Here is a 24,231-nt window from a genome sequence, read left to right on the forward strand (position 1 = left end):
GTTGGTATTTTTGAAATGAAGACACGCCCTAGTATTAGTATTTCCACTCTAATGTGGGGAACTGCCAATCGTAACGAATAGCCAGCATACGCAAAGTAAAAATCGTACTCATCGTAGAGATGTCAGCTACCCAATCTGTCACGCCTAAATTCTTTAGAGCAAAGTACAGAACCCCACCTGTCAACGCTGCCGTGATGTAAATCTCTTGCTGTAGTACCAATGGAATCTCATTGCAAATCATATCGCGAATGATGCCACCAACCACGATGGTAATCACACCTAACAATAGTGCTACAGGCACATTGGCACCCATACTATCAGCGACTTTGATACCGATCAGCGTAAATGCTGACAAGCCAATGGTGTCAGATAGTTTGAGGAATTTATCCACTCGTCTGGAGTTTGGATGAAAAAATATCTGCATCGCTAGTGATGAAATCGTAATAAGGGTCAGATAGCTCATATCTACCATCCAAAATAACGGATGGCGATCCAGAATGACATCACGTACCGTGCCGCCGCCGATAGCAGTAACGATAGACACGAGCAGACAGCCGAAGACGTCGAAGTTTTTGTGCTTGGCAAGTATCGTTCCTGAGACGCTACAGGCGATGATGCCAATCATATCAAAGAAATATATCAAAGAGCGCGGGTCAAAAGTAGTGATCAGTACGGTAGGGTCCAATACGATAGCCAACATGGGCAATTCTCACTATTTTCAATTATTGTCAGTCAAACAAAGGCTATCTACGCAGAGTCTTGCTCAATTAATCAGTTTACGAGTCGAATAGAAGGTAGATGCCAGTCGAATCTGAGCGCGAGCATACGAACTGCAAAGATAACAAACAGCATAATAAATTCGTTGAGACTGGCGCCCACTCCAAAATACTGTAAGCATAAATAGGTCACAGACCCTGCGATACTGGCAGTAATATAAATCTCACGCTGTAGCACCAGCGGAATCTCATTACAGATGATATCACGTAGCAAACCACCGATAATGGCAGTCCAAACACCCATCATAATAGCAATGAGGGGAGACATGTCTAGGGTTAAGGCCACCTTAAAACCAATGACACTAAAAGCGGCCAACCCGATGGCATCAAAGAGCTTTAACGCATTATCAATCTTATGATAAAGGTGAAAGAAGATTTGTAAGATAAGAGAGGTCACCGTGATAACGATCACGTAATTAAGATCAGTCATCCAAAATAGAGGATGACGGTCGAGAGCCATATCACGTAATGTACCACCGCCGATGGCATTGACCATCGCCACCAAGATACACCCAGCAATATCGAAGCCTTTATGCTGCGCAAGTAAAGTTCCAGCAATCGCGCAGGCAACAATGCCAACCATGTCCAATAAATATAATAGAATATCAGGAAAAATCAAAGCATTACCCATGGTTATAGTGCCAAATCGTAATCATCAAAGTGATAGGTGTTTTTTAGGCGGTTATTCAATGTATAAATTTGACGAAATAGGCGTAGTGTTATTTAGCCATCTTTTGCAAATAATATCAGCCCTACAATAATTAGCCCTATACCGAACAGTCCCATCGCCGAAGGTATGGCGTTATCTAATAATAATATACCCCCAATCAAAGCAAAGATAACTTCACTGGCTTGGGTTGAGTCAACGCCTGCAACCTCGCTTGAAGTAACAGCTTGCTCGCGCGCATACAGAAATATAGTGGTCGCTGCCACGCCTGCCAATAGAGCAACGAGCAACGTATTGATTATTTGTGAGGGGTGGGGCTGGTCAGGGCGCACTATAATGCCCAAAAATAGCCAAAATGGCAAACACCCAAGAGTCATTAGCCACACTTTGTTAAAAGCATTTTGCAGTAGCGTGGTTTCGATAGAAGGAATACGAGCAATTAGATTTTGTAGGGATGAGGTTGCCGCAGTGTTGTTACTTTGAAGTACGCTATCGAGGTCGGTAGCATCATATGTCGTAGCTGGCAAATCATAAGCTTCGGATATGAGCGGTTCACTCTGCTCACTGATATCAATACCAATACTGATGCTAGCTCGTTGAGCGTTCAACTCTGCGGCCTTCTGTAGTTCAGTATTGCGCTGGCGGGCATTGTGAGAAGCCTGCCAAACCAGCTGGTTACCAATTGGGTAACTAAAAGCGGCGATAAGAGCAGGTAGCGCACCGTAGAGCAGCATGTCAGACATGGGGACGGTGTCAGTTATAGAAGCAGCATGCAGACCTTCGCTGATATTGACGAGCGCCACACCGATAAAGACAATGACAGCATATACGATAAATTTTTTATCAAAACGTTGACCAAATGCCAATAGCACAAGCAGACTGGTGACGACGGTAAACATAAAGGTAGCCGCTACTACCCATCCCGCAACATGATCTGCGGCATAGCAAATACCGGTGTAAAACAGTCCAAACCCAATACTGCCAGTAATGCACCAAAAGCCCCAATGCTGTAGAAAAATCATTATTAGCGCTTTAATACGACCAAAGCCATGTTGCATCGCAATAATGGCAGTAATAATCAACAGCATAAAGACATAGCGTAGACTCGCTGACCAAAACCAATGTCCACCTGCGCTACTCATAAGCTCATTTAAGATAAATGTCGAGCTAAAAAACGCACCTGCTAGCAAGCCCAGTAAAATGAGTTTGATCATACCGCTACCTTATCCATGGCACTCAACGTGTTCACACTTTTTGTTTGTTACTTGCTGATAATTACTTGCTGATAATTACTTGCCTTTGGCATCTGCCCAGATGATCTTATGCAATTGCAGCTGAAAGCGAACTGGCAAGGCATCAGCCAACATCCACTCTGCTAGCTCGCGCGCCAATACAGGTACTTCAGGACTTAGCTGTTCATCGACATCATTTGCGACATTAAACATCGGAGAGAACCATACCGTACCGACCAATTCGTTTAGCTTATACTCGGTCAATTTAGCTTTTGCCCAGTCGTAATCTGTACGATTCATAATGACAAACTTGATTTGGTCATGCTGAGTGAGATAGTCGAGGTTTGACCATAGATTCTTATCGACTTCGCCTGAGCTTGGCGTTTTGAGATCCATTACCTTGCTGACTGCTGCTGGCACGTTTTCTACCGTGAGCGCGCCTGCGGTCTCAAGGGATATCTCATAACCATCGCTCAGCAAACGTTTCATCAATTCAATGGCATTTGGCTGTGCTAGCGGCTCACCGCCCGTCAGACAGATACGCTTGCACGGATAACCTTTGATTGTTTCTATGATGGTTTCTAATGATTGACGTTCGCCACCAGTAAAAGCATATTCGGTATCACAATAGACGCAGCGCAGCGGACAGCCCGTTAGACGTACAAATATCGTCGGCAAGCCTGAGGTGATTGCCTCACCTTGTAAGGAATAAAAAATCTCAGTCAGACGCAACCCCGCTTCAGGGTCAGTGACAGGGATAGCGGCGGTGCGTAATGATGATTCACTCATAATATTTCAAATACAGTTAAAGGTCGATAAGGCGATGAAGCGCTTATCAATCGTAATAAAAAGGCAGGGGATGGTACGAATGATTTTGTGTTTGTATAAAGCCAAACTAAAAGAGGATTATAACGTAACGCGCTATATTAAGCTGCAAAAAAGATGCTGGAGTCATCCCCCAGCATCTTCATATAAAACAATATTATTCAATAAATAACGGTACTTGCCAAATATTTAGGCTAGGCGTAATAGCTCGTTTACTGACGTTTTTGCACGAGTTTGCGCGTCAACTTTTTTCACGATGATAGCAGCGTACAGGCTGTGCGTGCCATCTTCTGACGGTAAGCTACCTGGTACGACAACAGAACCTGCCGGTACACGGCCACGATGAATCTCGCCAGTTTCACGATCATAGATGCGCGTCGATTGACCAATGTAGACACCCATAGAGATGACAGCGCCTTCTTCAACGATAACGCCTTCAACGATTTCAGAGCGTGCACCGATGAAGCAGTTGTCTTCAATGATAGTAGGGTTTGCTTGCAATGGCTCTAATACGCCGCCGATGCCAACGCCGCCTGACAGATGCACGTTTTTACCGATTTGAGCACATGAACCAACAGTCGCCCATGTATCAACCATTGCGCCTTGATCGACATAGGCACCGATGTTGACGTATGACGGCATCAATACTGCGCCTGCTGCGATGAAAGAACCTCTACGTGCGACAGCTGGTGGTACAACGCGTACGCCTGCTTCTTTAAACTGTGCTTCAGTCCAGTTAGCAAATTTAGTCGGTACTTTGTCATAGAACTGTACGTGTTCGCCAGCGGCTTGGACGTAGTTGTCGTTTAGACGGAAAGACAATAGTACGGCTTTTTTGGCCCACTGATTGACGACCCATTCGCCATCTTTCTTTTCTGCTACGCGCAGGCTACCGTTATCTAGTTGCTCAAGTACTTGATTGATAGCATCACGTACGTCTTGTGGCATATTAGCTGGGCTGTATTCGTTGCGGTTTTCAAATGCTTGCTCGATGGTTTGTTGTAATGACATAAAGGTTCCTAAAATGAATGAAAGGGAGGGTGATCTTAATGTTATGGTTAAAGACTTATATGACCCAGCCTAAAGAAAATTCAAGGTATGGCTTGGTCCAAAAACTTGCTTGCCGTATTGTCGCTAATTTGACCACTTTTAGCAAACGCGTTAAGGGTCTTATTATGACAATATTAAATGAGTTGTTTTCAGATATTCTCTCAAAACAACTCATTTATCATAATTTAATTGTCTGCCGTGTTGGTCTCTATCCACTCTAAAATATCTTGATACACAGTCTGTTTATCCTTTTCGTGCAGCACTTCATGGCGCATATTAGGATACAGCTGAATATCGACATGACTGAAATGACGCTTATCCAGACGCGTGACAACCCTACGTATACCGCGACCCATTTCACCAATCGGATCATCTTCACCGCTGATAAACAGCATTGGGAAGTTTTTGGCAATAGTGGTAGCCCAATTTTTATTTAATCCAGTATCCATGAGCGTGAACAATGTCATAAAGCCATTATTGGTAAAGTCAAAACCAGTCTTAGGATCGGCTTCATAGGCTTCAATGTTTGCGGTATTTTCACTGAGCCATGCAAACTGTGAGGACGAATTGCGATCAGATAGTTGGCTGTTAAGGACTTTATTCATCACCTTGGCAAAAATTGTATTCGGTTGTCTTGGAGCAACTCTGGCCAGTAGCTTGTTAATAGGTAATAAAACCTTAGCCAGTGGGTTGGCGTCTGCGGAACCCATTAGGATGGCACCTGTGAAATTATGCGCATGGTGCTTGAGTACATTGCGTACGATAAATGAGCCCATCGAGTGACCCATCACAAAATGCGGGACGTCTGGATGACGGTCTTTTAGGCTATCGGCCATCACAATCACGTCTTTTAGTAGCGACTGTACCGGATGCTCCTCACCAAAAAACCCAAGATCGGCCTCAGTCTTGATCGTCTGTCCATGACCCAAATGATCGTAAGTCGCCACAGCAATACCATTATCTGCCAAAAACTGTGCAAAATCGCTATAGCGACCGCTGTGCTCTGCCATGCCATGCACAATCAATAAAGTCGCGCTAATCTCGACGTCTTTGCTACTTGGTTCAAAAAAGTCATGATGCAAGTAGTGAATATTGTCAGAAGACAAAATGTGATCGTTACTGGTATCGATACTGGTACTCATGTAATGTTCCTTGATTACTTATAATTTTCATTAACGTTTTTGACGATGTTTCTCAAGTAATGGGTCAAGCAGCGCAATTTATCATGCGGCTCTTATAATGTCCTATTGTACTGGGCGATGATAAATAATTTCACCTTATTTTATGATTTTAATTCAGTTATACAAAATATCGTTCTAATAATAACGGTTAACACAGTGACTATGATTGAATCTGTATAAGTCATATGAATCACATAAGCCATTTACGCTCTTACTGTTTGCCTGCAACAGACTGGTCTTATTTATATGATACTTTTAAATGAGTTTTTAAAGTCAATTATATCAATCAACATTCCATCAAACACTAACAGCAACCAACCGCCAACCGCTTTGATAAAATCATCTATGACAAAATTTTCACTGAAAAAGACACTACTATTGGCAGGCGCAGGCCACGCTCACATTGGCATGTTACGCCGACTTAGCGCAGCGCGTTTAAAGGACGCCGATACGATAGAGGCAGACATTCATTTAATTAGTGAGCAACCGCAAACCATCTATTCTGGCATGTTACCAGGTTGGATGGCAGGGCATTATCAGTTACATGATATCAGTATCGATATCAAATCGCTTTGTGTGCGAGCAGGTGTGAGATTCATTCAGCAGTCGCTTGTAAAAGTAAACGCAGCGTCAAACAAGGTGGTTACGACTGGCGATGAACAAACGAATTTTGATTATGATGTCTTGTCTTTAAATACGGGCGCAGATACAGATATGCGTTGGCTACCTGACCACAATGGCTACAACGAGCACAGAAGCGATAGTGAAGATAACAATACTGGTGCTGCTAATACTGGCGTGATTGCCATACGACCGTTATCAACATTCATCACACAATGGCAGCGGATTCTAAAGGAAGCTCAGCAGTCTGAAAAGTATCAATTGGCTATTATCGGGGCAGGTGCTGCGGCCATAGAATTGGTGATGGCAGCCAAAATTGCGCTACAGAATATTAACCGTAATCATCAGGTGACATTAGTATGCGGTGAGAACCTTTTGTCAGGGTTTAATTCGGGCTTTCGACAGCGGGTTATTAAGCAGTTACATCGTCATGACATTACGATAATTCGAGAACGAGCGACCGATTATCGTGATGGTAAATTATTGACTACGCATAAATCATTGCCCATAAATGCTGTCATCGCTGCGACTGGCGTCATAGGGTCGGCATGGACAGCTTCTACGGATTTGGATATAGAAGGTGATGGGTTTGTCGCGGTAAACGATAAGCAACAGAGCGTCTCTCATTCTAATGTGTTTGCGGTTGGTGATGTAGCGACACGAATCGATAAATACGTGGCGCACTCGGGGGTTCACTCGGTGCATGGTGGTGCTGTCGAAGCCGATAATCTATTGGCCTATCTGGGTGACAACGTAATGAGGAGTTATCAGCCAAAATCACGCACGCTATATCTGCTGTCTTGCGGTGACAAATACGCCATTGGTAGTTGGGGTAATGTAAACCTACAAGGCCGCTGGGTATGGCATCTCAAGAAGTATATCGATAAGCGTTTTATCGAAGTTAATAAGAATTGACGAAGCTGATAAGAACTAACGAAGGTTAATGCTCATTTAGAATAAACCATAAAATCCATATGATTAGTTGTCAATGCTTATTGATAATCAGGTATGATTGATTAGATAAACCGTAAAGTGAGCAATCAGGTTTTACGTTGTAAATCTTATAAATAAACAGTAAAAGCAATGCGCTATCTGTGTTTTCTAATCTTTAATGTCACGTTGCTATCCTTTTTTAGTTGTACTGCTAACAGGATTTTAGACCACCATGAAATCAACTATCGAGTTACTTGAGCATACGGACTTTCCAGCGATAAAACGACGTCAATTGACGATATTACAAGTCAATATGGGCTACTTATGCAATATGTCCTGTGTGCACTGTCATGTGGCTGCAAGCCCTTATCGTACTGAAATGATGTCACGTGAGTTGGTTGAGCTGATACCAGAGGTATTGCAAGCACAAAACATCGATATGCTTGATTTGACCGGCGGTGCGCCTGAAATGCATGAGGATTTTAAGTATTTGGTTAAGGCTGTTCGGGCATTAGGTGTCAAAGTAATAGACCGCTGTAATCTGACCATTCTGATGGAAGAGGGTTATGAGGATATGGCGCAGTTTTTAGCAGACAACCAAGTGGAAGTGGTGGCATCTTTGCCTTGTTATTCCTTAGAAAATGTCGATAAACAGCGCGGCAAAGGTGCGTTTGACGACAGTATATTGGGGTTGCAAAAACTCAATCAGTTGGGCTATGGCAAGCCTGACTCAAATTTAACATTAAACTTGGTCTACAACCCGCAAGGCGCGACGCTGCCGCCCAATCAACAGCAGCTTGAAGCCGACTATAAGCGTGAGTTAAAAGCGCACTTTGATATTGATTTTAATCATTTATTTGCCCTAACCAATATGCCGATTCAGCGTTTTGGGGCGGTGCTGTTGGCAAAAAACCAGTTCCACCCGTATATGGATTTGCTCAAAGCTAATTATATGGCTGCCAATTTAGCCGAGGTTATGTGCCGTTCGACCATTAGTGTCAATTGGTTGGGTGAGCTGTTTGATTGTGATTTCAATCAGCAGTTAGAGATACCTGTCCCAAACAAGTCACGGCGACACCTAAGTGATTTGTTAACGCAAAACCCGTCTGGTGATGACATTGCCATTGCTGACCACTGCTATGGCTGTACAGCAGGACAGGGCAGTAGTTGTGGCGGCGCGTTAGAAGAAGAGGCAGTAGAGCCAGTGCTAGCAGACACGCCTTAGCCGTTCTAATGTAAGTGCTTTTAATATAAGTACTTTTGGTATAGATGAAAAACAATCAGTATAAACGGAGTAAGCCTTATGTCAGTATCTAACTTTTCAGCGAAGACATTTTTCGCCCAACCAGTGATTGCTACGACTATTTTATTAGCAAGCGTGGCCGCTCATGCTGACTTTAACCATCAGAGCTGGGATAGCTTATTAAATAAGCATGTGACCATGACCAACGGTGGCAAAGCTTCAGTGGTCAATTATGCTGGCATGAAAGCAGATAAAAGTAAGCTGACAAGCTATCTGGAAGCGACAAGCAAGGTATCTCAATCAGAGTTCAATCGTTGGAGTAAAAATGAACAGTTAGCATTTTTAATCAACGTTTATAACGCTGGTACGGTAGATTTGGTATTAACGAAATATCCAAATGTTAAATCTATCAAAGATATCGGCGGACTGTTTGGGTCACCATGGAAGCAAGAGTTTGTTTCGCTACTTGGTAAGACGCGCTCACTTGATGATATCGAGCACAATCTTATCCGTGGTTCTAAACGTTACAACGATCCGCGCATTCACTTTGCGGTCAATTGTGCCAGTATCGGTTGCCCTGCATTGCAAGATGATGCCTTTACTGGCAAGCGTTTAGACAGTCAATTAGAGCAGGCAACGTCTAAGTTTTTAGCAGACAGTAGCCGCAACAGTCTCAAAGGCGATACGCTTAAAGTATCACCAATTTTTAAATGGTATAAAGAGGATTTTGCAACCAACTGGCGCGGCACAAAAGATTTGGCAGGGTTTCTAGGTCGTTATAGCTCGTCATTAGGATTGAGTAAAGCTCAGACAGCGGATCTCAAACAAGGCAAGATAAAAATAAGCTATACCGATTACAACTGGAATTTGAATAAAAAATAAGCCAGTTTTTAATCTTAATCGCTGATTAACGTGACGGTATATCCATTGAACCTATCAATTATTGTTCCATTATTAAATGAAGCGGACAACTTGCCTGAGCTTATGGCTCATATTGTCCGTCTCGATCCAGCACCGCAACAAGTGATATTGGTCGATGGTGGTTCAGTGGATGGTTCGGTTGCTATCGCCAAGAGTGTGCTCAAAAATGCAGAGATTACTCAATCAATCATTGATTGGTATATTATCGAATCTACCGTAGGACGTGCTCAGCAGATGAATGCGGGCGCTATGTTAGCAACAGGTGATGTGTTGCTATTTTTACACGCTGATACCGAGCTGCCTACTGACGCGATAGACAACGTTCAACAAGCAATAGCTCAGTACGATTGGGGCCGTTTTGATGTCCGTTTAGACAGTCGTGAGCCATTGTTAAAAATCGTCGGATTAATGATAAACCAGCGCTCGCGCTTAATGGGTATAGCCACTGGTGATCAAGCAATATTTATCAAAAAGTCTTTGTTCGAGCAGATTGGTGGCTATCCTGATCAGCCACTGATGGAAGATATCGAGCTCTGTAAGCGGCTAAAGAAAATTGCTTGCCCAGCTTGTCTAAAAAGCAAAGTCACGACCTCAGCGCGGCGTTGGCAGCAGCATGGTACATGGCGGACTATTTTTTTGATGTGGCATTTGCGCTTTGATTATTGGCGAGGCGTATCGCCTAATGTTTTAAAGCAACGTTATTATAAGTAATGAAGTTGTTTGATTTATCAACATGATAGACAACAGAAGAAAGAATTCGTCCTCGTGCATTTGACTAATTGAGAGACCGTTATAGTGACAGCTGATTCATCTGCAAGACAGCAAGATACCTGCATCATTCTGTTTGCAAAATATCCAGCACGCAACAAGGCAAAAACCCGTTTGCAGCCAGCGCTAGGGGTAGATGGCGCTGCACGTATGGCAAGGCAACTATTATTGCATAGTATTGAGCATACCGTTGATACGGGCTTTGCTGTCGAGCTATGTGTGAGTCCAGCACCAACAGATCCATGCTGGCAGGCGCTTGATTTGCCTGACTCGTTGCGTTGGTCTACGCAGGCCAATGGTGATTTGGGTTTACGTATGCTGATAGCCAGTCAGCGCGCATTGCAACATTTTGACAAGGTTGTGTTAATTGGCACGGACTGTCCTAGTCTTACGACAGCATGTATTCAGACAGCGGTACAGCAGCTAAATCAACACGATGCGGTCATGATTCCAGCGACTGATGGTGGTTATGTGCTGTTAGGGTTTAGAGAGGTTGATGACAGCCTGTTTTCGGACATTGTTTGGAGTACGGCTAGCGTAGCCGCTGTCACCAAGCAGCGCATGGCGGCACTAGGTTGGACACTTTCACTATTTGATCCTTTGCACGATATCGATGAGCCTAAAGATCTAAAGCATTTGCCGTCAGGCTGGCTATATTCTCAAATCAATATCAAAGTCGATAACGACTGATAACGGATAATTGATAACTAGGTCAATAAATTCACCAACATAGTTGTATGTTCTAAGATGATTTACTAAGATTTTTAACTGGATGGCACATTCAATAAGGATATTGTTATGCATGACGTCGTGCAAAATTACTATGGCAAAGAGTTACAGAGTACCAATGATCTAAAGACCTCGGCTTGTTGTGATATCAGCAATATGCCTGAGTGGCTCAAGCCATTACTCGCGAATATTCATGATGAAGTATTGAATCGCTATTATGGCTGCGGTCTGGTATGTCCAGCACTGCTTGAAGGCTTTCGAATTTTAGACTTGGGCAGTGGCTCAGGCCGAGATGTCTATGCATTAGCGCAATTGGTGGGCGAGAGTGGGCACGTAGTCGGTGTGGATATGACCGATGAGCAGCTAGCGGTCGCCAAGCAGCATCAAGCCTATCATGTCGATAAGTTTGGTTATGACAATGTGACTTTTTTACATGGCTATATCGAGAAACTAGATGAACTAGACCTTGAGGCTAATAGCTTTGATATTATCGTCTCAAATTGTGTTATCAATCTATCACCAGATAAAGCTGCGGTCATGGCCAGTGTGCAGCGCTTACTGAAACCTGGTGGAGAGTTTTATTTTTCTGACGTCTATGCCGATCGTCGTATCCCGCAACACTTGATCGATGACCCAGTCTTATATGGCGAGTGCTTGAGCGGCGCGTTGTATTGGAAGGATTTTAACCGTTTGTCACGAGATGCAGGATTCTTAGACGTACGTTTGGTTGAAGATCGTCCTCTTGAGATTACAGATCCTGCATTGGTAGCTAAAATTGGTGACATTCAGTTTTTCTCTGCAACTTACCGCTTATTTAAAATCGAATCACTTGAGGATGCTTGCGAAGATCACGGACAAGCGGTGATATACAAAGGAACTATCGAGCAGTCACCGCATCGGTTTGATTTAGATAAACATCATGCTATCGAAGCTGGTCGGGTATTTCCAGTATGTGGCAATACGTTTCGCATGCTGCAAGAATCGCGCTTTGCGCCGCATTTTGAGTTTATCGGTGATGACAGTCGTCACTACGGTATTTTTGCGGGCTGCGGTGAGTTAATGCCGTTTAATCAACCTATGATGCCAGCATCTGGCTTGGGCGGTTGTTGCTGATATCAAAGTGATGTATTTAGTATAAATTTCGAATATACATGCTTAATTATAAAAAGGCCATTATTTTACATAATGGCCTTTTTTGATTCAATTGAAGTCAGATTAAGACTAAATCGATTAGCAGTAGTCAGTTAAAGATGGAAAAGACGCACTAAAATTACGCTAGCAAGGCGGCCAGTCTAATCTTGGTATGCTCGTCCATCGCATCTATAGGTGTGACTAGCGCTTGTGCGAGGGCATTGTGGGCGATTGACTCAGGTAGTTCGGCAGCAATCAAGGCAACGGCTTGCCGTAGCACTTTTTGAGCATTATCTGCATTTTTCATTAGGTTCTTTATCGCATAGTCGGCACTGACGGCTTCTTCCGTTGGATGCCAACAGTCGAAGTCTGTCACCAGAGCTAACGTGGCATAAGCAATACTGGCTTCACGTGCCAATTTGGCTTCTGGCATATTGGTCATGCCAATAACATCTGCCTGCATCTGACGATACCATTCTGACTCTGCCCGAGTTGAGAATTGAGGCCCTTCGATACAGACATAAGTCGCCTGTGGGTGACTAGTGCCTTCTGTAATATCCGCTTTGTCATAAGCGCGCGTCAAGAGTTCTGCTAGGGCAGGGCATAGTGGGTCTGCCATCGACACATGGGCGACGGCGCCCGCGCCAAAGAACGTACTCACTCGCTGCTTGGTCATATCAATCATTTGATCAGGCACGACCATATCTAGTGGCTTAAGCGATTCTCGTAGAGAGCCAACTGCTGATACGGATACGATATAGCGTACCCCAAGCGTTTTTAGCGCATAGATATTGGCTCGATAAGGTACTTCGGACGGCGTCAGTCTATGTCCCTGACCATGCCTCGTCAAAAAAGCAACGGTCACTCCCTCAAGCTCACCTAAGACAATATCATCAGATGGACTGCCATAAGGCGTCTGTATCGTCACACTGCGTTTGTTGGTCAGTGATGACATTTGGTAGAGACCGCTGCCACCGATGATAGCAATATCAGCAGATAATGTTGCTAGTACTTCCGTGTGAGGTATTGTCATAAGGACTATCCGAATGGGTTAATAAAAGAGAGACACAGACTAGTGCCATGTAATATCCTGAACCAAAAAATAGCTCAGATAAAATATAGCAGAACTTTTGTCCTTATAGTTATAAATTGAGAATTCTCATTAATTTGCTATATCTAAAAATTCCTAAGAAATAATGCGATATGGCGATATTTGCTAGATATCGATAAAGGTTTACAATAGCGACAATTTTTGTTTTAATGTTTATTAAATGGAACTTTGTTTCGCATAGCAAAACATACGTATATATTAGCTCAATTAATGAATGGCCTATATTTTCTCTAATAGCTGTAAATATAAGGTATTGAAAGAAAAAGAGAAAGTAAGCTAAGGTTTATTTATTGACAGAATTACTATATTATTACTCGTCTGTAACGTATTTATGTATAAATACGGATATTGTTAAACGTATAAAACCGATTACTTCAAGGATGAATTCAATGCTTAATTCTTTAAAATCCCCATTACTTTTGTCAGCTATGTTGAGTGCTGCGCTAGGTCTAACCGCATGCTCATCTCCAAGCTCAGAGGGCAGTGATACTGCATCTGCAGATAGTGCGGCAACAGATACTGCAGCAGATAAGCTTGATACTAAATTTTTGACCATCGCTACTGGCGGTGCGTCTGGCCCTTACAACATCATTGGTACTTCATTGTCTGAAGTCTATGTCAAAACCTTTGGCGTAAACTCAAAAACTCAAACCACTGGCGCATCAGTCGAAAACGTCAATCTATTGACCCAAGGCAAGGTCGACATGGTCTTGGCATTGAGTGATGTGGTTACGGATGCTGTCGAAGGTAAAAACAACTTTGAGCAGCCAATCACTAACATTCAACAGATTGCTGTTTTGTACCCTAACGTGGTGCAAATCGTAACCTCGAAAAAATCTGGTATCAAAAATATTGAGGATTTGCGTGGCAAGCGTATTGCTGTAGGCGATCAAGGTTCTGGTACAGAAGTCAATGCCCGTACTTTACTTGAAGGGTTTGGTATCACATATGATGATGTCACCGTTGATTATCTAGGCTTTGCTGAAGCTGCTGATGGTATGAAAGCAGGTAAGATTGAAGCGGCATTCTTTAGTAGTGGCCTACCAAACTCATCTTTGATGGAGCTAGAGCAAGGCTTAGATTTACAGATTGTCACTATCAACCAAGACAAGCTAAAAGAAATCATTGCGACCAAGCCTTACTTCAAAACCTTTGAGATTCCTGCTGGTACTTATGGCAACGAAACAGCCGTACCAACTGCTGCAATCATGAATGCACTATTGGTTAGCTCTGACCTATCTGAAGCGGATGGTTATAAACTAACCAAAGCATTGTTCGATAATTTAGATGGTCTAAAAACAGCTCACCAAGCGGCCAATGATATCAGTCTAGAAACCGCTCGTGATGGCATGGTAGCCCCAATCCATCCTGGAGCTAAAAAGTACTATGACGAACAAGCAGCCAAGTAATTCATTATGGTTATCAACTGGCGCGGCATTTATTGCAGCGCTGGTTTTTTTTACGCTATGGTTAGGTTCTACGCTTCAGTCTGTCGTTGAAGTGCGAGTCGCAGGCGTAGACGGTGCTGATGACAAGGTTTGTTACTTCACTGAGCCTGATTTTCAGCTACGTTGGATACATTCTGTAGAAAAACAGTGGTGGGAAGAGCAGTATCAACGCATAGACGGCAGCAGTACAGAAGGTGCTGAGCTGTTACTGACCACGACGTATTTTGAAGCGTTCGGTGCGGGGACACCCTCCACCGAAATGCTCGCTTCTATACAAAAGCCTGGCTATCTGGGTTATCAAATCAACGAAAAACTGCCTCGCCTTAATTGGGTCGTATCTAGACTGACCAAAGGTGAAATGGATTATGGTGGTCATCGTTTCTTGATTCACCAGTGGGTGCCAGACTATTCTGAAGTGGTGATCATGCCTAAGACGTATGATTTAATTGATAGATTTAAAAAGGACTTTTGTCATGAACTCCCAAGTGACGGATCAAGGTAGTGTGACTACCATGCCAGATGCTCAAGTTGATAACGATGCTGAGGCGGATGCGGTCAACCGAGCAGTATTGGAAAAATATGACCGAGAGTCAATCACGCGTCATATCACTCAAGGACCAGTAAAATATTTTATCGCTGGCATTTGTATACTCTATTCACTGTTTCATTTATATATCACTTTTAATCCAATGCCAGCACTGTTACAGCGCTCTGTACACGTCGGTGTTGGTTTTGCATTGATATTCCTAATTTTTCCAGCCAGTAAAAAAAGCAGTCGTAAGCGAGTGGCATGGTATGACTGGATTTGGTTTGCGCTGTCGCTATCTGGCATGGGCTATCTGATTTATGAATATCAAGATATTGTGACCTCGCGTGGCGGTATGGCAAATCAGGTCGATGTGATATTTTCCTTGATTACGGTAGTCTGCGTGTTAGAAGGCAGCCGCCGTATCACTGGGTGGATTTTGCCAATCTTGGCCGGCATATTTTTAGCCTATCCATTTGTCAGTCATCTAGACTTTATGCCTGACAGACTTTTGACTCGCCCTTATGATATGGGCGATATCTTTGGTCAATTGTTCTTAAAAACAGAAGGTTTATATTCTGTTGCGATTGGTGCATCGGTCACTTTTATTTTCTTATTTATTCTGTTCGGTGCGTTCTTAGCACGTTCAGGAATGGGGCAGTTATTTAATGATTTGGCATTGGCCATCGCTGGTCATAAAAAGGGCGGACCTGCAAAAGTAGCAGTCATCTCTAGTGGCTTTATGGGCAGTATCAATGGCTCAGCTTTATCGAATGTGGTTAGTACAGGTGCCTTTACCATTCCGCTGATGAAAAAGGTCGGCTATCACAAAGATTTTGCGGGTGCAGTTGAGGCCAGTGCTTCGGTTGGTGGACAGATTTTGCCACCGATTATGGGCGCCAGTGCCTTCATTATGGCTGAGACAACAGGCTTGCCGTATAGCACGATTGCCTTAGCAGCATTATTACCAGCGATATTGTACTATTTAGGCGTCATCGCGCAGGTGCATTTCCGAGCTGGACGTCGGGATCTAAAAGGTATTGCTAAAGAAAATCTACCAGCGGTCAAAGAAGTATTAAAAGCCCGCGGTCATATGCTATTGCCGATTGTCTTCTTGATTTTCTTATTAATCAGAAACGTACCTGTGGGATATGCAGCAGCTTATACCATTGGTTTTACCGTTGTGATCAGTATGCTACGTGCCGAAACGCGCATGAGCTTTTCTGATATTTTGGGTGCATTAGAAGATGGTGCGCGCCAGTCGTTAGCGGTCATGGCGGCTTGTGCGGTCGTCGGTATTATCATTGGGGTCGTGAGTCTGACCAGTTTTGGTACGGTGATGACGTCATCTATTGTCACGCTAGGTGCAGGATCGCTATTCTTTACCCTTATCTTAACGATGTTGGCATCAATGGTTTTGGGCATGGGATTACCATCTATTCCTGCCTATATCATTACGGCGACCATGGCTGCACCAGCATTGGCCGGTTTTGATATTCCAATCTTGTCAGCGCACATGTTTGTTTTCTATTTTGGTATCTTTGCCAATATTACACCGCCTGTGTGTCTTGCAGCCTTTGCGGGTGCAGGTATATCCGGTGGTGATCCGATGAAGACAGGGTTCTTATCTCTCAAACTTGCTCTCGCGGGATTCATCGTGCCGTTTATGTTTATTTATAATCCAACGATGTTGATGATAGATCCAACTGGCCTAGCAGTCACGGCAAAAGATTTCCCGCTGCCACCTATTGTAGATATCATTACAGTAGTAGTGACTTCGGTGACGGGTGTTATTGCGCTAAGCTCAGCACTTGAAGGCTACTTCAGAGGCGGTATGAATACGGTAACTCGAGTCATCTTAGCTATTGGTGCTTTATTATTGATTTATCCTGAGATTACGACTGGTATAGCAGGTGGCGTGATTGTTCTTGGTATTGCTATATTCAATATAAAAACAGCTGGAAAGCCAACGCCAACTTTAACCGTGTAAAGCGTTAGGTTTAGTCATTCTTAAATCTAACAAAGCTCAAAAAAAGGGTGAATAACAAATTTGTTATTCACCCTTTTTAATATTTTCGAGATGTCGTAATAACTGTCTTAGCTACTGTTCTTAGCAGCTGTTGTTCGCAACTACTTTCACATCACTTTATTGCTAAATTAGCAGCCAAGTTTGCCTTCAGCTTCTAATGCTTTTTTGCTACGGATAGGTGCTGGGCAGTCTTCGCCGTAGTACTGACGATCTGCAAAGTAGCTTGAGCGTACCATTGGACCTGCCCAAATGCTAAAGAAGCCAATCTTTTTACCGTAGTCCATATAGCGTTGGAACTCGTCTGGATGGACATAACGATCAACAGGCGCATGGTTTTTACTAGGCTGTAAGTACTGACCGATAGTGATCATATCTACATCATGAGCTTTTAGATCATCGAGTAGGGCATAGATCTCTTCTTCTGTCTCGCCAAGACCAACCATAAAGCCGCACTTGGTGGCGATATCAGGACGACGCTCTTTATAAATCTTAAGCAAATCTAGTGAATGCTGATAGTCAGAACCTGGACGGAAAGCTTTGTATAGACGTGGCACCGTTTCGATGTTGTGGTTAAACACATCTGGTGCAGTCTCTGTCAATAAATCCAACGCAATATCCATACGACCACGGAAATCTGGTACTAGGATTTCAATCAAGCAATTTGGGCTAAGCGCTCTTGATTCGTTTAGCACTTCTACAAAATGTCCCGCACCGCCGTCTTTTAGATCATCGCGATCGACAGAAGTGATTACGGCATACTTAAGCTGTAGACCTTGAATCGTTTCAGCGGTATGACGCGGCTCATCCTTGTCTAGCTCATTAGGACGACCATGACCTACATCACAGAACGGGCAACGACGCGTACAGATATCACCCATGATCATAAAGGTGGCTGTACCATCAGCGAAGCACTGTGGCAGGTTAGGGCAGGCCGCTTCTTCACAAACGGTATAAAGCTTTTGCTCACGCAAGGTTGCTTTGATACGAGCGACTTCAGCAGGTGAGGACATTTTTACCCGAATCCAATCAGGCTTTTTCTTTGCCTCGACAGTCGGGATCACCTTAATTGGGATACGGGCAACTTTGTCATAGCCACGTAGCTTTTCGCCTTGGATGGCTTTTTTTGGTTTGGCCTTAGCAGCAGGTACATGTGTTTGTACGGCAGTTGTCATAATGGAGTTATCTCTTAACCCTTTATATTATAAGGGTTTATGGAATTATCAGAATGTTTTATGAGTGAAGATATTATAGCAGAAATTTGGTCGTCAATTTTTAAACAATATTGTTAAGATTACTATGATTAATCTAGTGACCATAGTTTTAAATATCTATATCGATTTCCAACTCATTCAGTATATCTATGGCAGCACGAAACGCTTCTTGAGTAGCAGGTGCACCGCAGTACGGCAAGCTATGCATGAGCACCTCTCTAATCTCAGCGACACTGGCCCCGTTGTTAATGGCACCGCGTATATGTCCTTTCAACTCATTTGGGCTTTTTTGGGCAATTAAAAAGGCAATAGTGATTAATGAGCGATACTTACGTGGTAATACTGAGTCGTCTTGCCAAGTGCTGCCCCAAGCGTGTTCGATAATCCAGTCTTGCAGTGGCTGGGTAAATCCTGTGGCAGCATCAAGCGAGCGTTTGACATGCTGCTCACCCATGACCTCAGTGCGTACCTTGAGACCATTGTCATAGTTAGGATTATTGTTCGCATTGCTATCAGTCATATCGTCGTCCTTAATGTTTACACCAAAATGTTTTTATCAAATCGACTGTTAATACATCGAAGTTGCTACATTTTTTTAAGCGAAATTTTATCGAAGTTGTTTCTTACAAAATCGTATATCAGTCATATGGTGTCTGCTCAGTCATAAAGCAAGCGCTGATTGATAAGCGTAATCAGGCAAATGCCAGTTATAATGAGCGCTACAATCATATTATTGATGGCACTATTTTTATAATAAATGTTCAATATGGCCTTACTATGCGCCTTTTCAGAGCTGAGCCATTAACATTTAAAGCGTTTTAAGCTATGATTGCACGGATAATTATTTCATATAGTATATAGACGCAGGCAGTCATACTGACTACCCACGTAATGTGCTACACCCCAACTGACGAGGACGACTATTGTGTTAGAAGCTTATCGTAAACATGTCGAAGAACGTGCTGAGCTAGGAACTGTACCCCTACCACTAAATGAGAAACAAGTAGTAGAGTTGGTTGAATTATTAAAGAACCCGCCTGCAGGCGAAGATGCGTTCTTGATGAACCTATTAGAAAACCGTATCCCTGCTGGTGTTGACCAAGCAGCATACGTTAAAGCAGCATTTTTGGCTGCTATCTTAAAGGGTGAAACATCATCACCACTTATCAGCAAGCAAAAAGCTGTTGAAATTCTAGGCACTATGCAAGGTGGCTACAACGTTCAGCCATTAGTTGCTGCACTAGATGATAGCGAAGTTGCACAAGACGCTGCTGAAGCATTAAAGAAAACTTTGCTAGTATTTGACGCGTTCAATGACGTGACTGAAAAAGCAGAAGCTGGCAACACTATTGCTAAAGAAGTGATTCAGTCTTGGGCTGACGCAGAATGGTTCTTGAACCGTGCTGAAGTACCAAAGAAAACCACTTACACGACGTTCAAAGTAACTGGTGAGACCAATACGGATGACTTGTCACCTGCGCAAGACGCATGGAGCCGTCCTGATATCCCATTGCATTCACTAGCCATGCACAAAAACTCTCGCGACGGCATCAATGCTGACGAAGAGGGCGTTGTTGGCCCAATGAAGCAAATCGAAGCATTGAAAGAAAAAGGCCATCCGCTAGCCTATGTTGGTGATGTTGTTGGTACTGGTTCTAGCCGTAAGTCTGCAACCAACTCAGTATTGTGGTTGATGGGTGAAGATATCCCTAACGTGCCAAACAAACGTGGCGGCGGTCTAGTGCTTGGTAACAATATCGCTCCTATCTTCTTCAACACAATGGAAGATTCTGGCGCATTGCCAATCGAAAAAGTGGCAGTTGATAACCTAAACATGGGTGATGTATTTGACATCTATCCGTACGAAGGCAAAATCACTAAGCATGACTCTGATGAAGTACTATCAACGTTCTCACTAAATTCACCAACATTGCTTGATGAAGTTCGTGCTGGCGGCCGTATTCCATTGATCGTTGGTCGTGGTTTGACTAACCGTGCTCGTGAATACATGGGTCTTGGTCATTCAGACATCTTTGCTAAGCCAGAAGAGCCAGCTGATACTGGTAAAGGCTTTACGCTTGCACAGAAAATGGTTGGTAAAGCTTGTGGCCTGACAGGCGTACGTCCAGGTATGTACTGTGAGCCTAAGATGACGACTGTCGGCTCTCAGGATACGACTGGTCCGATGACGCGTGATGAGCTAAAAGACTTGGCATGTTTGGGTTTCCAAGCAGATCTCGTGATGCAGTCATTCTGTCATACTGCCGCTTATCCAAAGCCAGTTGACGTTGAGACTCAGCACACACTACCTGACTTTATCATGAACCGTGGCGGCGTAAGCTTACGTCCAGGTGATGGTATCATTCACTCATGGTTGAACCGTATGCTACTTCCAGATACCGTTGGTACTGGTGGTGACTCGCATACTCGTTTCCCAATGGGTATCTCGTTCCCAGCGGGTTCTGGTCTAGTTGCTTTCGCAGCTGCAACTGGTGTTATGCCACTTGATATGCCTGAATCTGTTCGTGTTCGTTTTGTTGGTGAGCGTCAAGCTGGTATCACCCTACGTGACCTAGTACATGCTATCCCTTATCAAGCGATCAAAGAAGGTTACTTGACGGTTGATAAGAAAGGTAAAATCAACGAGTTCAACGGCCGTATTCTTGAAATCGAAGGTCTAGAAGATTTAACCGCTGAGCAAGCGTTTGAATTGTCTGATGCCTCAGCTGAGCGTAGTGCTGCTGGTTGTACCATCACTTTATCTGAAGCGTCAGTGACTGAGTACCTAAACTCAAACATTACGCTGCTTAAGTGGATGATCTCAGAAGGCTATGGCGATGCACGTACGATCAGCCGCCGTGTTGAGCAAATGCAAGAGTGGTTGGCTAACCCAAGCCTCATGCGTGCTGATGATGATGCTGAATATGCTATCGACATCACTATCGATATGAGCGAAATCAAAGAGCCGATCCTTTGCTGCCCGAACGATCCAGATGATGCAAAAACGCTAGCAGACGTGGCTGGTGATACGATTGATGAAGTATTCATTGGTTCATGTATGACTAACATCGGTCACTTCCGTGCCGCTGGTAAATTGCTACAAGACGTACCAGCAGGTAGCCTGAAAACTCGTCTATGGATTGCACCACCTACTAAGATGGATGCACGTCAGTTGATGGAAGAGGGTTACTACAACATCTATGCACAAGCCGGCGCTCGTACTGAAATGCCAGGTTGTTCACTATGTATGGGTAACCAAGCACGTATCGCACCGAAATCTACTGCGGTATCGACCTCGACTCGTAACTTCCCGAACCGTCTAGGTCAAGGCGCTAACGTATACCTCGCTTCTGCAGAGCTTGCAGCAGTTGCAGCGGTACTTGGTAAACTACCTACTAATGATGAGTATCAGCAGTATGCTGGTATGCTAAACAGCATGGGCGATGAAGTCTATCAATACATGAACTTCGACCGTATGGAAGACTATACTGAAGAAGCAGACAAGATTAATGTTGCTCAGTTGACCTAGTCTTGGTTGCAGCTTAAGCAAAACTTTTTTGAATAAATAAAACCCCGTATCGTCATGATGCGGGGTTTTTTATTGATGACTCCAAGAAAACTAGTATTCATTTACAAACTTTTATTGAGTATCTATAATCAAAGCCAATGGTTGATAATTTTCACTGACGATTTCTACTTTCTACGACTGAGATAAAAAGCCCTATGGAAAATAATATTAAGCTTAATAAAGCGACTCCGCCGCCACTGCCCAGATCTACGATGGCTAATAATCATAGCTCTGAAGCAAATTATGGCATCATTGACTGGTTTAAAAAGGGCATGAGAAATTACACGAATTTTTCTGGTCGTGCGCGCCGTAAGGAGTATTGGTATTTCTTTCTAGTGCAAATGGGGGTGATGATCGTTGCAATGCTGATAGACGCAATAATATTTAGCTCAGAGACAGGTTTATTTTACATAGTAGCGGCACTTGGTTTATTTCTGCCTGGTCTTGCCGTGACTATCCGCCGCTTGCATGATACTAGCCGCTCAGGATGGTGGTTTTTGATAGGGATAGTGCCACTGATAGGCTCTATTATATTGCTAGTATTTCTAGCGAGTGATACCAAGCCTGAAACCAATAAATGGGGTCTACCGGCAAAATAGTCTGGTTAAAACAGGCGATAATCGTTAATAAAACGGCTTACGCCTGTTTACAAATGTCCTCACTGATTTTTGAGTTTTGTTTCTGTATAATATAGGGGCAGGCGGAAACCGTGGCTCTGCACTTTATTTATCTTTTCTAACTCGGGACGGACCGATACTTTGATACGCACCTTGCTGTTTAAATACAGGTGCTTTGGAGTCTTGGTTGATGACCTTATCACCGCTCAAACGTCGCTTAATTTATGTGACCGCTTTCGAAATTATCGCGATTATCTTATCTACTCTTATATTGATGAAACTCAGTCACAGTGATGCATCAGAATCCTTACCAATCGCTGTAATGATGTCGGTAGCAGCCGTCGTTTGGAACTTCATATATAATACCGCTTTTGAAGCGTGGGAACGTCGCAGGCGCATTGTACGTCGCACATTATGGATACGCAGTGTTCATGCTTTTGGTTTTGAAGGTGGGCTGGTGTTGATCTGCTTGCCACTATATATGATTTGGTACGATGTTGGTCTAGTAAAAGCCTTTATGATGGAAGTGGCGCTACTGCTGTTTTTCTTAGTTTATACGTTTACGTTTACTCTGATTTTTGACAAGATATTTACTTTACCTCATCATTCTAAGCCCGCGACCGCTTCTTGATCAAAGGCATTGACAAAAAAAGGGCTACCATACTGGCAGCTGGCAGCCCTTTTTTGATTGTATCGTTGTTTATCTTGTTATTTACCTTGATATACAGGCTTACGCTTTGCTATAAAGGCGCTAACCCCTTCGATAAAGTCATCGGTTTTTGCCATTACGGTCTGCTGTTCTACTTCCGTATCTAACGCCGCGCTCAAACCAGCGAAGGCGTGTACATTGAAGCTCTCTTTCATAGCGGCCAACGCTTTGCCTGGTAACTGGCTCAATCGTAGCGCCAATGCTTGGACGGTGGCGTCTAGTTCTTCAGCATTAACCACGTTGTTCACTAGATTTAAGCGCGCCATGTCTTCTGCTTTTAGCTTGTCACCTAGCATTACAAGCTCAGTGGCTTTTGCTGCACCTACCAATTGGTTTAATAAGTAAATACCACCTGCATCTGGAACTAGGCCAATATTAACGAACGCTTGTACAAACTTTGCATTGTCTGCGGCAATTCGGAAGTCACAAGTAAGCGCCAAGTTCATGCCAGCACCTGCCACAGCACCTTCTAATTTGGCAATAATCGGCTTATGGATATGACGTAACTTTAAGCTGACTTCGCCTGCACCTTCTACCATACCTCTTAATTTTTTTGAAACAATATCCTTGTCTAATCCTTCAGACAACATCTCTTTTATATCGCCGCCGCTTGAGAAGTTACCACCAGCCCCTTGTAAAATAATCACCCGTACTTGATCATCTGCGGCCGCTTTATCTAGCGCTATCAAGACTTGGTTTTTTAAGAGTGTGCCAAAGGCATTTAAGCTTTTTGGATCGTTAAAGGTAATAGTAGCAATGTGCTCTGCAACTTGATAATCGACGAGAGACTGTGACATTTGAGATTTCCTTATTTTAAATGACTGTTTTAATATTCTGTATCAATGACAATACTTTGAGATAAAGGTAAAAATGGTTCAATACTGATTACTATAGCAGCTTGCTATGATTATAAAAGCGTGTTTTGTGGGCGCCTA

22 protein-coding genes are annotated in these 24,231 nt (G+C 43.5%); 12 read left to right on the forward strand and 10 right to left on the reverse strand.

The window, feature by feature from the left end; translation table 11 throughout:
- Positions 1 to 34 precede the first annotated feature (34 nt).
- The 6 genes from JMY00_RS08010 to JMY00_RS08035 all read right to left on the reverse strand — a co-directional run bounded on the left by JMY00_RS08010 (position 35) and on the right by JMY00_RS08035 (position 5,692).
- Positions 35 to 700: a trimeric intracellular cation channel family protein gene (locus JMY00_RS08010; RefSeq protein ID WP_057760888.1), complete on the reverse strand. Its 666-nt coding sequence runs from the start codon at positions 698 to 700 to the stop codon at positions 35 to 37.
- 71 nt (positions 701 to 771) lie between these two features.
- Positions 772 to 1,407, reverse strand: coding sequence for a trimeric intracellular cation channel family protein (locus JMY00_RS08015; RefSeq protein WP_057760886.1), 636 nt, complete (start codon positions 1,405 to 1,407; stop codon positions 772 to 774).
- Positions 1,408 to 1,499: 92 nt separating this feature from the next.
- Positions 1,500 to 2,657 carry a multidrug resistance efflux transporter family protein gene (locus tag JMY00_RS08020; RefSeq protein WP_201579774.1) on the reverse strand — a complete coding sequence of 386 codons (1,158 nt, stop codon included), beginning with the start codon at positions 2,655 to 2,657 and terminating at the stop codon, positions 1,500 to 1,502.
- A 75-nt stretch (positions 2,658 to 2,732) separates the two neighbouring features.
- On the reverse strand, positions 2,733 to 3,464 hold the full coding sequence (gene queE, locus JMY00_RS08025) for a 7-carboxy-7-deazaguanine synthase QueE (RefSeq protein ID WP_101206419.1): 732 nt from the start codon (positions 3,462 to 3,464) through the stop codon (positions 2,733 to 2,735).
- Between the two features lie 225 nt (positions 3,465 to 3,689).
- Positions 3,690 to 4,511, reverse strand: a complete 822-nt coding sequence (dapD, locus tag JMY00_RS08030) for a 2,3,4,5-tetrahydropyridine-2,6-dicarboxylate N-succinyltransferase (protein ID WP_057760881.1) — start codon at positions 4,509 to 4,511, stop codon at positions 3,690 to 3,692.
- Positions 4,512 to 4,735: 224 nt separating this feature from the next.
- Positions 4,736 to 5,692, reverse strand: coding sequence for an alpha/beta fold hydrolase (locus tag JMY00_RS08035; protein WP_201579775.1), 957 nt, complete (start codon positions 5,690 to 5,692; stop codon positions 4,736 to 4,738).
- Between the two features lie 384 nt (positions 5,693 to 6,076).
- Between JMY00_RS08035 and JMY00_RS08040 the strand changes: the two genes are divergently transcribed.
- From JMY00_RS08040 to JMY00_RS08065, 6 genes are all read left to right on the forward strand, one after another.
- On the forward strand, positions 6,077 to 7,267 hold the full coding sequence (locus tag JMY00_RS08040) for an FAD-dependent oxidoreductase (protein ID WP_201579776.1): 1,191 nt from the start codon (positions 6,077 to 6,079) through the stop codon (positions 7,265 to 7,267).
- 250 nt (positions 7,268 to 7,517) lie between these two features.
- Entirely contained in the window at positions 7,518 to 8,510 is a 993-nt protein-coding gene (arsS, locus tag JMY00_RS08045) for an arsenosugar biosynthesis radical SAM (seleno)protein ArsS (RefSeq protein WP_201579777.1), read from the forward strand.
- 78 nt (positions 8,511 to 8,588) lie between these two features.
- Positions 8,589 to 9,410 (forward strand): DUF547 domain-containing protein, encoded by an 822-nt coding sequence (locus tag JMY00_RS08050; RefSeq protein ID WP_201579778.1) that lies wholly within the window; start codon positions 8,589 to 8,591, stop codon positions 9,408 to 9,410.
- A 45-nt stretch (positions 9,411 to 9,455) separates the two neighbouring features.
- Complete coding sequence (locus JMY00_RS08055; protein WP_240990701.1) at positions 9,456 to 10,160, forward strand: TIGR04283 family arsenosugar biosynthesis glycosyltransferase; 705 nt, start codon at positions 9,456 to 9,458, stop codon at positions 10,158 to 10,160.
- A gap of 84 nt (positions 10,161 to 10,244) precedes the next feature.
- Positions 10,245 to 10,907, forward strand: a complete 663-nt coding sequence (locus JMY00_RS08060) for a TIGR04282 family arsenosugar biosynthesis glycosyltransferase (protein WP_201579780.1) — start codon at positions 10,245 to 10,247, stop codon at positions 10,905 to 10,907.
- 108 nt (positions 10,908 to 11,015) lie between these two features.
- Positions 11,016 to 12,059 carry a methyltransferase domain-containing protein gene (locus JMY00_RS08065; RefSeq protein WP_201579781.1) on the forward strand — a complete coding sequence of 348 codons (1,044 nt, stop codon included), beginning with the start codon at positions 11,016 to 11,018 and terminating at the stop codon, positions 12,057 to 12,059.
- Positions 12,060 to 12,216: 157 nt separating this feature from the next.
- On the opposite strand, the gene mtnP is transcribed toward JMY00_RS08065, so the two are convergent.
- Positions 12,217 to 13,110 carry an S-methyl-5'-thioadenosine phosphorylase gene (gene mtnP / locus JMY00_RS08070; RefSeq protein ID WP_201579782.1) on the reverse strand — a complete coding sequence of 298 codons (894 nt, stop codon included), beginning with the start codon at positions 13,108 to 13,110 and terminating at the stop codon, positions 12,217 to 12,219.
- 467 nt (positions 13,111 to 13,577) lie between these two features.
- Here mtnP and JMY00_RS08075 point away from each other — a divergent pair, with 467 nt between their 5' ends.
- The 3 genes from JMY00_RS08075 to JMY00_RS08085 are packed head-to-tail and all read left to right on the forward strand — an operon-like array spanning position 13,578 to position 17,152.
- Positions 13,578 to 14,597, forward strand: a complete 1,020-nt coding sequence (locus JMY00_RS08075; RefSeq protein WP_057760864.1) for a TAXI family TRAP transporter solute-binding subunit — start codon at positions 13,578 to 13,580, stop codon at positions 14,595 to 14,597.
- Complete coding sequence (locus JMY00_RS08080) at positions 14,575 to 15,138, forward strand: DUF1850 domain-containing protein (protein WP_201579783.1); 564 nt, start codon at positions 14,575 to 14,577, stop codon at positions 15,136 to 15,138. Before JMY00_RS08075 ends, JMY00_RS08080 begins: the two co-directional genes overlap by 23 nt.
- Positions 15,139 to 15,148: 10 nt before the next feature.
- Positions 15,149 to 17,152: a TRAP transporter permease gene (locus JMY00_RS08085; RefSeq protein ID WP_201579806.1), complete on the forward strand. Its 2,004-nt coding sequence runs from the start codon at positions 15,149 to 15,151 to the stop codon at positions 17,150 to 17,152.
- A 167-nt stretch (positions 17,153 to 17,319) separates the two neighbouring features.
- Here the strand turns inward: JMY00_RS08085 and lipA are convergent, their stop codons facing one another.
- Both lipA and JMY00_RS08095 read right to left on the reverse strand, forming a co-directional pair.
- On the reverse strand, positions 17,320 to 18,363 hold the full coding sequence (gene lipA / locus JMY00_RS08090) for a lipoyl synthase (protein WP_057760861.1): 1,044 nt from the start codon (positions 18,361 to 18,363) through the stop codon (positions 17,320 to 17,322).
- Positions 18,364 to 18,511: 148 nt separating this feature from the next.
- Positions 18,512 to 18,922: a carboxymuconolactone decarboxylase family protein gene (locus JMY00_RS08095; protein WP_201579784.1), complete on the reverse strand. Its 411-nt coding sequence runs from the start codon at positions 18,920 to 18,922 to the stop codon at positions 18,512 to 18,514.
- A gap of 405 nt (positions 18,923 to 19,327) precedes the next feature.
- On the opposite strand from JMY00_RS08095, the gene acnB reads away from it, so the two are divergent.
- The 3 genes from acnB to JMY00_RS08110 all read left to right on the forward strand — a co-directional run bounded on the left by acnB (position 19,328) and on the right by JMY00_RS08110 (position 23,218).
- The gene (gene acnB, locus JMY00_RS08100) at positions 19,328 to 21,931 is read left to right on the forward strand and encodes a bifunctional aconitate hydratase 2/2-methylisocitrate dehydratase (RefSeq protein WP_057760857.1); all 2,604 of its coding nucleotides are present in this window, start codon (positions 19,328 to 19,330) and stop codon (positions 21,929 to 21,931) included.
- Between the two features lie 194 nt (positions 21,932 to 22,125).
- Entirely contained in the window at positions 22,126 to 22,569 is a 444-nt protein-coding gene (locus JMY00_RS08105) for a DUF805 domain-containing protein (protein WP_240990702.1), read from the forward strand.
- A gap of 208 nt (positions 22,570 to 22,777) precedes the next feature.
- Positions 22,778 to 23,218, forward strand: coding sequence for a PACE efflux transporter (locus JMY00_RS08110; RefSeq protein WP_160020982.1), 441 nt, complete (start codon positions 22,778 to 22,780; stop codon positions 23,216 to 23,218).
- Between the two features lie 77 nt (positions 23,219 to 23,295).
- On the opposite strand, the gene JMY00_RS08115 is transcribed toward JMY00_RS08110, so the two are convergent.
- A complete protein-coding gene (locus JMY00_RS08115) occupies positions 23,296 to 24,093 on the reverse strand; it encodes an enoyl-CoA hydratase-related protein (protein WP_201579785.1) in 798 nt (265 codons plus the stop codon).
- Between the last annotated feature and the right edge of the window lie 138 nt (positions 24,094 to 24,231).

This window comes from Psychrobacter sp. Pi2-52, assembly GCF_904846705.1.
Taxonomy (GTDB): Bacteria; Pseudomonadota; Gammaproteobacteria; order Pseudomonadales; family Moraxellaceae; genus Psychrobacter.